General features: G+C 34.1%; 11 protein-coding genes. 9 read left to right on the top strand and 2 right to left on the bottom strand.

Annotation, left to right across the window (positions count from 1 at the left end):
• Nucleotides 1-103: 103 nt before the first annotated feature.
• The 3 genes from AC5LW9_RS00570 to robA all read left to right on the top strand — a co-directional run bounded on the left by AC5LW9_RS00570 (nucleotide 104) and on the right by robA (nucleotide 2,442).
• Nucleotides 104-775: a phosphoribosyltransferase family protein gene (locus tag AC5LW9_RS00570; RefSeq protein WP_039127738.1), complete on the top strand. Its 672-nt coding sequence runs from the start codon at nucleotides 104-106 to the stop codon at nucleotides 773-775.
• A gap of 71 nt (nucleotides 776-846) precedes the next feature.
• On the top strand, nucleotides 847-1,428 hold the full coding sequence (gene nfuA / locus AC5LW9_RS00565; RefSeq protein WP_172398455.1) for a Fe-S biogenesis protein NfuA: 582 nt from the start codon (nucleotides 847-849) through the stop codon (nucleotides 1,426-1,428).
• Between the two features lie 96 nt (nucleotides 1,429-1,524).
• A complete protein-coding gene (gene robA, locus AC5LW9_RS00560; RefSeq protein ID WP_039127734.1) occupies nucleotides 1,525-2,442 on the top strand; it encodes an MDR efflux pump AcrAB transcriptional activator RobA in 918 nt (305 codons plus the stop codon).
• A gap of 43 nt (nucleotides 2,443-2,485) precedes the next feature.
• Here the strand turns inward: robA and trpR are convergent, their stop codons facing one another.
• Together trpR and sltY are read right to left on the bottom strand one after the other, a co-directional pair.
• On the bottom strand, nucleotides 2,486-2,776 hold the full coding sequence (gene trpR / locus AC5LW9_RS00555) for a trp operon repressor (protein WP_216355862.1): 291 nt from the start codon (nucleotides 2,774-2,776) through the stop codon (nucleotides 2,486-2,488).
• A gap of 11 nt (nucleotides 2,777-2,787) precedes the next feature.
• Nucleotides 2,788-4,728: a murein transglycosylase gene (gene sltY / locus AC5LW9_RS00550; RefSeq protein WP_493456119.1), complete on the bottom strand. Its 1,941-nt coding sequence runs from the start codon at nucleotides 4,726-4,728 to the stop codon at nucleotides 2,788-2,790.
• A gap of 166 nt (nucleotides 4,729-4,894) precedes the next feature.
• Here sltY and iscR point away from each other — a divergent pair, with 166 nt between their 5' ends.
• Genes iscR through hscA form a run of 6 tightly spaced genes read left to right on the top strand, consistent with a single transcriptional unit; the run spans nucleotide 4,895 to nucleotide 9,755 of the window.
• Nucleotides 4,895-5,350, top strand: a complete 456-nt coding sequence (gene iscR / locus AC5LW9_RS00545; protein WP_039127725.1) for a Fe-S cluster assembly transcriptional regulator IscR — start codon at nucleotides 4,895-4,897, stop codon at nucleotides 5,348-5,350.
• Nucleotides 5,351-5,386: 36 nt separating this feature from the next.
• Nucleotides 5,387-6,601, top strand: a complete 1,215-nt coding sequence (locus AC5LW9_RS00540; protein ID WP_039127722.1) for an IscS subfamily cysteine desulfurase — start codon at nucleotides 5,387-5,389, stop codon at nucleotides 6,599-6,601.
• Between the two features lie 15 nt (nucleotides 6,602-6,616).
• Nucleotides 6,617-7,003 (top strand): Fe-S cluster assembly scaffold IscU, encoded by a 387-nt coding sequence (gene iscU / locus AC5LW9_RS00535; RefSeq protein WP_025314376.1) that lies wholly within the window; start codon nucleotides 6,617-6,619, stop codon nucleotides 7,001-7,003.
• Nucleotides 7,003-7,326: an iron-sulfur cluster assembly protein IscA gene (gene iscA / locus AC5LW9_RS00530; protein WP_025314377.1), complete on the top strand. Its 324-nt coding sequence runs from the start codon at nucleotides 7,003-7,005 to the stop codon at nucleotides 7,324-7,326. Before iscU ends, iscA begins: the two co-directional genes overlap by 1 nt.
• Before the next feature lie 14 nt (nucleotides 7,327-7,340).
• Nucleotides 7,341-7,859, top strand: coding sequence for a Fe-S protein assembly co-chaperone HscB (gene hscB, locus AC5LW9_RS00525; protein WP_493456118.1), 519 nt, complete (start codon nucleotides 7,341-7,343; stop codon nucleotides 7,857-7,859).
• A 36-nt stretch (nucleotides 7,860-7,895) separates the two neighbouring features.
• Nucleotides 7,896-9,755: a Fe-S protein assembly chaperone HscA gene (gene hscA / locus AC5LW9_RS00520; protein WP_493456117.1), complete on the top strand. Its 1,860-nt coding sequence runs from the start codon at nucleotides 7,896-7,898 to the stop codon at nucleotides 9,753-9,755.
• Nucleotides 9,756-9,758: the final 3 nt, after the last annotated feature.

Here is a 9,758-nt window from a genome sequence, read left to right as displayed (position 1 = left end):
AATTCGTATCCATATTAATTTTGATATTGAGCGAAATGAATAAGCCATTTTTATATTGAAACGTTATGTTAACCTGAAACTTTTTTACAAAAAAGTAAACTATATGCGTTGTATTTTATGTAATATGCCTTTATTTTTATCTCATCATGGTATTTGCAGTCAATGTGTTAAAAATCTACCTAAATTCAATAAAATTTGTTGCCAATGTTGTCTACCCCATTCATTATCAACGAATGTATGCTATCGATGCCGAGAACATAAACCTTATTGGGACGAACTTATTGCTGTTAGTGAATATATTCATCCATTGAAAAACTTAATTCATCAATTAAAATTTTATAAAAAAGTTGAATTAAACCTAGCATTAGCGAGATTAATGTTTTTAGCATGGTATCAACGACGAGAAACAGAAGGTTTAGCTAAACCAGATTTGGTTACATGTGTGCCTTTGCATCATCTTCGATATTGGTCACGAGGCTATAATCAAGCCGAATTGTTGGCAAAGCCTATTGCTAAATGGTTAAATTGTGATTTTTATCCTCATCTGTTATCAAGAAAGAAAAATGCAACAGATCAAAAGAAATTATCACTTAAACAAAGAATGAGCAATGTTGAGACACTTTTTGTTTGTAACCAAAATGTTGCTAATAAATCAGTGATGCTTATTGATGATATTGTTACTACTGGTAATACTATAAATGCTATTAGTCAACAATTAAAACAATGCGGAGCAACCCGTGTTCAGATAATTTGTTTATGTCGAACGGTATTGTAAAATCCTAAACAGTCCTTATAATAACCAAGAAAGTTAGTCAACTATTATAAATGGTGTTAAAGTGAGGAGTTATGTCTATTATTACTATTTCTGAATCAGCTCAACAGCACTTTAAAAAATTGCTTGCTAATCAACCAGAAGGCACACAAATTAGAGTATTTGTTATGGATCCGGGTACGCCTAGTGCAGAATGCGGAGTTTCGTATTGTCCTGCCGATACAGTTGAAGATAATGATATAGAAGAAAAGTATGCGGATTTTTCAGTGTATATCGATGAATTTAGTGCCCCATTTTTGGAAGAAACCGTAATTGATTATGTGACAGATGAATTTGGTGCACAGTTAACATTAAAAGCACCAAACTCTAAAATGAAAAAAGTTGCTGATGATGCTCCGTTAATTGAGCGAGTCAACTATGTGATTCAAGCGCAGATTAACCCTCAGTTAGCAAGTCATGGTGGGCGCGTAAATTTAGTTGAGTTGACCGACGATAACTATGTCATCTTACAATTTGGCGGCGGATGTAATGGTTGTTCAATGGTTGATTATACTTTAAAAGAAGGTATCGAAAAGCAATTAATGGTCGAATTTCCTGAGCTTGCAGGAGTGAAAGATATTACTGAACATCAAGCAGGTACACATTCATTTTGTTAAAATGCATGGAAAATAATTTTTATTTAGAACTTGCTTATTGCTGGGATTAAGTCATAATCAAGGGTTATGTGTCTGTTCACTTTATGATGGGGTTTTATGAATCAAGTTAGTATTATTTCAGATCTTATCGTTTGGATTGAGAAAAATTTAGAACAGCCATTGTCTATTGATAATGTATCGCAAAAGTCTGGTTATTCAAAGTGGCATCTACAACGTATGTTTAAAGAAGTGACGGGTCAAGTTCTTGGAACTTATATTCGTCATCGTCGCTTAACTTATGCAGCGCTCTCTTTGCGTATGACCAGTAAACCCATTTTAGACATTGCTATGCAATATCGTTTTGATTCGCAACAAACATTTACCCGATCTTTTAAAAAACAGTTCAATGAAACTCCAGCAAGTTATCGTCGAGGTGAATTTTGGGATCCAGCAGGATTAACACCAGCAATTGAGCTTAATAAAAATCAGCTTTCACTACCTGAACCCAAATTTGTTGATATGCCGAAACAGACTTTTTGGGGAATTTCTTTCAAAAATAATTGTAATTTAGGGCAATTATTAGACGAAGAAAATAGACTTAGAACACAGTTTTTTCATAATTATTTATCCCGTTGTACAAATAAAAACGAAGATTTGCCTGATAAAATCTATGCTTTTAGTCGCATATTAAAAAGCAAAGATAATACCAATGAACAAGAATTACTTTATACGATTGCATTAGATCATAATAATAATCTTGAACATATTGAAGAAGTTGTCAGTGAAGGTGGATTATATCTTTGCTTTAAATATATTGGTTCACCAGATAACTTTAGAGATTTCATTTCTCAAGTACATTTAGCCGCAATGCCAGCTCTAAAAGTTCGGTTGCGTAGTTCTAGCTGTTTAATCGAAATCCATCATAATCTTCATGATGATACGGTTGCCTCTGTTAAAGATATTAAGACTATGGAATGTGATTACTGTGTGCCAGTTGTTACAGAAACTGAGGTTAATATCCAACAAAATTTATAACTCTGATTGTTACAAGTGTGACGAATAGATATTAGCTAGTGTTTTAGTTATCTGAGCTTAATAGAATATTCTCTAACCATTTTTTAAATTCAGGTGTTGCCTCTTTTAGACTATTAGAACCTCGAGTTACTGTAGCAATGCCTATTTTTAGTTGATCTTTTAGTTGTCGTTGGTTGATTGAACCGTCAAGTAATGAATGTATGATTTTTACTCGAGTTATCAATGCATCACGCTCATCGGCGGTCATTAATAATTTTAATATATCAATTGAATAACCATCATTAAATGCTTGGTGTAATAGTTTAACGGTTTGTTGCCATTCGTTAGTTTTCATTATAGTCACCATTAATATTGTTTATTAAATTCATGCTGAGTCAAAATATGTGGATTTTTTTTACCTAAGATTATTTGATAGATATAGTCATAAACTAAAACACTTTTCACGTAATTACGTGTTTCAGTAAATGGAATACTATCAATAAAAGCAACGGCATCAAGTTTTCCACCACTCTCTTTTAACCATCGTTTAACGCGATTAGGTCCAGCATTATAAGCAGCTGAAGATAATATCCGATTATTACCATTTTGTAGATAAACTGAATTTAAATAGTAACTACCCAATTGTATGTTGATTTCAGGATCGAACAGTTGTGTTGATGAAGTATAAGTAAGTAAGCCCATTTTTTTAGCTGTTTCTTTAGCGGTTGCAGGCATCAGTTGCATTAATCCTCTGGCTCCAGCTGAAGATTGTACCGAGGTATCAAGCGCACTTTCTTGACGAGAAATAGCTAAAGCATAAGAAAGAGGGATAGCTTTATCTTTTAGGGTATCATGGTATAAGTCTTGGTACATGATGGGCAAGCGTTCATTCCAGTTATTCCATAATTTGCCTACAATCGTTGCTTGAATACTTAGATCACCCCAACCTTTATGTAAAGCATATTGAGCCAATTTTAGATATTCATTACTATCCACTTGATTGTTTAACATATATCGCCATTCTCTGCTTGATTCTGGCAACATTCCTAAACTACGTAATTCATTAATTCTTTTCACAAATGGTTTATCATCAAACTTAGACTTTAATGCTGAAATTTCGGTATGAGTAATTTTTTTTGATTGATTATTAAGAGAATAATGTCGATTCAGCGTTTGCGCACTGATCATCCCATAAAAACCACGTTTAGCTGTGAGTGTTTGTAAAATACTATTAGCTTCTTTTTTTCGATTATTTTTTAATAACACTCGTGCTTTCCAATATTGCCAATCTTCTTTTAATTGATCTTCTGGTGATAGTTGTGCTAACCAATAAGCAATATCCTTGTAATTATTTTCATCAATAGCTAAACGAATACGTTTTTCAACCAAAGATGAATCATGGCTTTTAGCAATATAATTATCTCGCCATTTAATTTGTTCATAAGTGGCTGAATCATTAAAGTAACGGTTTGCTAAACTTTTTTGCAATAAACTTTGTTCATTTTCATTTAATTTTTGCTGTTTGATGAATTGTGGTAATAAGGTCTCAGCTAATTCTATATCAACTTTAGTTAAACGAGAAAATGATGCTAAAATAATCTTTTTAGTAAAAGAACTCGCTTTAATATTTTTTGAAAAATCGTCTAATTTTCTCGGATTATCAAATAAAGCTAGTAAATTACTTTTAGTTGTTTTGTAATCCTCATCTAATAAATTTGCTAGATATCGAGCTAATTTTAAATTATTCGCTTCAACTGCCAATTCAATACGTAATAATATTAAATTGTTTGTTAGTTTACCAGCTTTAGCCCAAGCATTAAGTAATGGATCACATGCAGAAGAAAGATCTTTTCCTGTCATCCAAAGTGTTTCTACATCTTTAAAAACTGATTTATCTCCGTTTTTCATGAGTAAAGCATATTGGTAGCGACAATTAGAAGATATTGAATTATCTTTTGGGAATGAAATTATTGAACTCCAATCTTGGCGATTTGTTAACTCTTTCAAGTAGGATTGTGTTAAAGAGTTTGTTAAAGGAAAATCCTGATTTTTCTTTACAAAATCGCTAACTACATCAGGGGAGACAACTTTTATATTTTTTTGAAAAAATTGCACAGCAGCGTAAGGATATAATGGATAATTTTTTATGGTTGCAAGTAATGTTTTTTGTTCTTGAAAATTTAACGATTGATAAGAGTTAATCCATTTTTGATAATTTTCTCGTAACATGTTTTGAGAATTATTTGCGAAAGCGTTACTTGTAAATATTAAACTTATTATCAGTAAGTAACGTGATACCAATTTCATCCTTTTAGCTCCCATATGAATTTATCTAACTAGATTAGCATATTTCATTGTGTTTCGTCGATGATGAACTAAGAGAGGATAATTCCCACTAAAATAGTCAACTAAATACTTGACTAAAATAAAAGGATATATACAATAAATATTATAACACATAGGGGGATGATTAATGAAATTGACATCAAAAGGAAGATACGCGGTAACTGCAATGTTGGATGTAGCATTACATTCTGATTCAGGACCTGTATCACTTGCCGATATTTCAGAACGTCAAGAAATCTCACTTTCTTATCTTGAACAATTATTTGCGCGGTTACGAAAAAATGGTTTAGTAACCAGCGTTAGAGGCCCTGGTGGGGGTTATGTGCTGAGTCGGTCAATGGATCAAATTGCGATTAGCTCAATTGTAAAAGCCGTTGATGAGACGGTACATGCAACTAAGTGTCACGGCCAAGATGGCTGTCAAGGTGGTGTTAGATGTCTAACTCATACACTATGGAATGATTTAAGTGAGCGAATTGAAGACTTTTTAACCAGCATTACACTTAGCGAATTAGTCAATAATAATGAAGTTAAAGCCGTAGCTAATCGACAAAGTAATATACGACACGTCAGCATTAATTAAAAAATAAAATACAGAATTTGTTATTGGGAGTAATTAATGAAATTACCTATTTATATGGATTATGCAGCTACAACACCCGTTGATCCTAGAGTTGCTGAAAAAATGATGCAGTATTTAACACCAAATGGTATTTTTGGTAATCCTGCATCTCGTTCTCATAAATTTGGTTGGCAAGCCGAAGAAGCGGTTGATATTGCTCGAAATCAAATTGCAGATCTTATTGGTGCTGATTCCCGCGAAATTGTATTTACTTCAGGAGCAACGGAAGCTGATAACTTAGCTATTAAAGGTGCAGCGCATTTTAATAAAGCTAAAGGTAAACATATTATTACTTGTAAAACGGAACATAAAGCGGTACTTGATACTTGTCGTCAACTTGAACGTGAAGGTTATGAAGTGACTTATTTGGCTCCAGAGTCTAATGGGATACTGGATTTAGATAAACTTGCAGCAGCCATGCGCAGTGATACAACCGTTGTATCAATTATGCATGTCAATAATGAGACTGGTGTCATTCAAGATATCGAAAAAATTGGTGAGATGTGTCGTGAAAGAGGTATTGTTTTTCATGTTGACGCAACCCAAAGCGTCGGTAAATTACCCATTGATCTGTCTAAATTAAAAGTTGATCTTATGTCATTTTCTGGACATAAAATTTATGGGCCAAAAGGGATTGGTGGACTTTATGTTAGACGTAAACCTCGCGTTCGTATTGAAGCACAAATGCATGGTGGTGGTCATGAGCGCGGTATGCGTTCTGGTACGTTGCCAGTGCATCAAATCGTTGGTATGGGCGAAGCATATCGTATAGCTAGAGAAGAAATGGCAACTGAAATGCCACGTTTATTAGCGTTAAAAAATCGCTTATGGAATGGCTTAAAAGATATCGAAGAAGTTTATCTTAATGGTTCTTTAGAACATAGTGTCCCTAATATATTAAATGTAAGCTTTGCTTATATTGAAGGTGAGTCACTTATGATGGCTTTAAAAGATTTAGCCGTATCATCCGGTTCAGCATGTACTTCTGCAAGTTTAGAACCATCTTATGTATTGAGAGCACTTGGTCTTAATGATGAACTTGCACATAGCTCAATTCGATTCTCATTTGGTCGATTTAGTACTGAAGAAGAAGTAGATTATGTTATTAAACTAATTAAAGATTCTATTGGTAAATTAAGGGAATTATCTCCACTTTGGGAAATGTTTAAAGATGGTGTTGATCTAAGCAAAATCAAATGGTCAGCCCATTAAAATTAGGAGTAAATTATGGCATACAGTGAAAAAGTAGTTGATCACTATGAAAACCCTCGTAATGTTGGTTCTTTTGATCAAAATGATCCTAATGTTGGTAGTGGCATGGTTGGTGCACCGGCATGTGGTGATGTTATGCGTTTACAAATCAAAGTAAATGATGACGGTATAATTGAAGATGCTAAATTTAAAACTTATGGTTGTGGTAGTGCAATTGCATCAAGTTCTTTAGTTACTGAGTGGATTAAAGGTAAATCTTTGGATGAAGCGCAAGCAATCAAAAATACAGATATTGCTAAAGAACTTGAGTTACCACCTGTTAAAATTCACTGTTCGCTTTTAGCGGAAGACGCAATTAAAGCAGCAATTGATGACTATAAAACTAAAAAAGGTCAAAGTTAATGGCAATTACACTAACAAATAGCGCCGCTAATCGTGTTCAGGCTTTTCTTGCTAATCGTGGAAAAGGGGTAGGATTGCGGTTAGGCGTTAAAACATCCGGTTGCTCTGGTATGGCATATGTTTTAGAGTTTGCTGATATTATTAACGATGATGATAGTGTGTTTGAAGATAAAAATGTTAAAGTCATTGTTGATAAAAAAAGTTTGGTTTATATCGATGGTACCGAACTGGATTTTGTTAAAGAAGGATTAAACGAAGGTTTTAAATTTAATAATCCCAATGCGCAGAATGAATGTGGCTGCGGTGAAAGCTTTAATGTGTAATTGGGGTAATGAACATGCCTAACTACTTTGAACTATTTGATTTACCTGTTCAGCTACCAGTAGATGTTTCGTTACTAACAGCGAATTATCAACAATTACAAAGACAATATCATCCAGATAATTTTGCCACTGCTAATGATAACGATAAAATGGTGATGGTACAAAAATCAGCAATGATTAATGACGGTTATCATACACTGAAAAATCCCATTAAAGCGGCTGAACATTTATTGTCTCTAAAGGGTTTTGATGTGGCAACTGAGCAAAATATTATTCATGATGCTGATTTTTTAATGGAACAATTTGTTTTACGTGAAAAATTAGAAGATATTGAAAGTCAGGATGATTTTGTTATATTAGATGACTTTCATTCGGAAGTTTTTGCGCGTCAACGTGATGTTTATAAACAATTATTAGAATTTATTAACAAACAAGATTGGGAAGTAGCCCTTAATCAAATCTTTAAAATCCGCTATTTAACTAGATTGATAGAACAAATCGAAAAGTTACAAGAAAAACAATATGCTTTATAATTTTAGTTAAGCATATATCAATTAGAGACAATTCAAATGGTATTATTACAAATTAGTGAACCTGGACAAACTCCTGAACCTCATCAGCGCCGTTTAACTGTGGGAATTGATTTGGGGACAACTAATTCACTAGTTGCTACTGTGCGTAGCGGACAAACCGAAGTGCTACCAGATTTGGATAATGATTTTCTATTACCTTCAGTAGTTCATTACGGCTTAGATGTTGATGATAATCTTGTTATTACCGTTGGTAAGCATGCAAAATCTAATGCTGTAAATGATCCTCAAAACACGGTGAGTTCTGTTAAACGGTTAATGGGTAGAAACTTATCTGATATTGATGCTGTACATTTTCCTTATACTTTTTCACAAACGGATAATGGTGTTCCATTATTGAATTTGCCTAATAATCAAGTTAACCCAATACAAGTCTCCTCGGAAATTTTGATCGCCTTAGCTCAACGTGCAAAACAGAGTTTAGGTGGTGAAATTGATGGTGCTGTAATCACAGTGCCAGCCTATTTTGATGACGCGCAACGGCAAGCAACTAAAGATGCGGCTAAATTAGCTGGGCTGCATGTTTTAAGATTATTAAATGAACCAACTGCTGCTGCTATCGCTTATGGTTTAGATACTGGCAAAGAAGGCGTTATTGCAGTTTATGATTTAGGTGGCGGTACATTTGATATTTCTATTTTGCGTCTACACAAAGGTGTGTTTGAAGTTTTAGCAACCGGTGGTGATTCGGCACTTGGTGGTGATGATTTTGACCGATTGCTTGCTGATTATTTAAAAAATCAATTAGGTTTAGAAAATAATACTGATCCTTATATAAACCAAAAAATTATCGATGAAACAGTTAAAATAAAAATAGCATTAAGTCAGCAAGATTTAGCTTTAGCCAACATAGAAGGGCAATCTTTAACTATAACGCGTCAACAATTTCAAGACTTAATTGAACCTTTAGTTAAACGAACTTTGGCGGTCTGTCGTCGAGCATTAAGAGATGCTGAAATCAATATTGATGAAGTGGTTGAAGTTGTCATGGTCGGTGGCTCAACTCGTGTCCCTTTAGTCAGACAATTAGTGGGTGATTTTTTTAGAAAAGAGCCTTTAACTTCCATTGATCCTGATAAAGTTGTTGCTATTGGTGCGGCAATACAAGCTGATATCCTGGTTGGTAATAAGCCCGATTCAGATATGTTATTGCTTGATGTCATTCCTTTATCTTTAGGAATAGAGACAATGGGGGAATTAGTGGAAAAAATCATCCCTCGTAATAGCACAATACCATGTGCCAGAGCTCAAGAATTTACCACATTTAAAGATGGTCAAACAGCTATGATGATTCATGTGTTACAAGGCGAGCGTGAAAGTGTTGCAGATTGCCGATCGTTGGCTCGTTTTACGCTAAGAGGTATCCCTCCTATGCCTGCTGGCGGAGCGCATATTCGTGTTACTTTTCAAGTTGATGCTGATGGTTTATTAAATGTTACTGCAATGGAAAAATCAACAGGTGTTGAAGCTGCGATTCAAGTTAAGCCATCTTATGGTCTAACGGATAATGAAATTGCTAACATGATTCAGGATTCAATCAATTATGCCCAGCAAGATAAACAAGTAAGAATGCTTGCCGAACAAAAGGTTGAAGCGGCTAGAGTACTAGAAAGCTTACAAAGTGCTTTAGATAAAGATGCTGATCTATTAAATGAGCAACAACTTAATCAGATTTTAATCGCTAAGCATCAGTTACAAGCAGTAAGTGAATTAGATGATAGTGATGCTATCAAAAAGCATATTAAGATTGTTGATAATATGACACAAGAGTTTGCTGCTAAACGTATGGATAGATCAATTCGTCAAGCCTTAACTGGCCATAAAGTTGATGATATTTAACAA

The sequence above is a fragment of the Gilliamella sp. LMG 34360 genome (genome assembly GCF_984568995.1).
The sequence above is the reverse complement of the archived record's forward strand: the minus strand, read 5'-3'. Positions and strand labels throughout refer to the sequence as shown.

Excerpts from the sequence above, each read along its gene's own strand:
- AC5LW9_RS00570 (WP_039127738.1), top strand. The coding sequence starts at position 104 with ATGCGTTGTATTTTATGTAATATGCCTTTATTTTTATCTCATCATGGT.
- nfuA (WP_172398455.1), top strand. The coding sequence starts at position 847 with ATGTCTATTATTACTATTTCTGAATCAGCTCAACAGCACTTTAAAAAA.
- robA (WP_039127734.1), top strand. The coding sequence starts at position 1,525 with ATGAATCAAGTTAGTATTATTTCAGATCTTATCGTTTGGATTGAGAAA.
- trpR (WP_216355862.1), bottom strand. The coding sequence starts at position 2,776 with ATGAAAACTAACGAATGGCAACAAACCGTTAAACTATTACACCAAGCA.
- sltY (WP_493456119.1), bottom strand. The coding sequence starts at position 4,728 with ATGAAATTGGTATCACGTTACTTACTGATAATAAGTTTAATATTTACA.
- iscR (WP_039127725.1), top strand. The coding sequence starts at position 4,895 with ATGAAATTGACATCAAAAGGAAGATACGCGGTAACTGCAATGTTGGAT.
- AC5LW9_RS00540 (WP_039127722.1), top strand. The coding sequence starts at position 5,387 with ATGAAATTACCTATTTATATGGATTATGCAGCTACAACACCCGTTGAT.
- iscU (WP_025314376.1), top strand. The coding sequence starts at position 6,617 with ATGGCATACAGTGAAAAAGTAGTTGATCACTATGAAAACCCTCGTAAT.
- iscA (WP_025314377.1), top strand. The coding sequence starts at position 7,003 with ATGGCAATTACACTAACAAATAGCGCCGCTAATCGTGTTCAGGCTTTT.
- hscB (WP_493456118.1), top strand. The coding sequence starts at position 7,341 with ATGCCTAACTACTTTGAACTATTTGATTTACCTGTTCAGCTACCAGTA.
- hscA (WP_493456117.1), top strand. The coding sequence starts at position 7,896 with ATGGTATTATTACAAATTAGTGAACCTGGACAAACTCCTGAACCTCAT.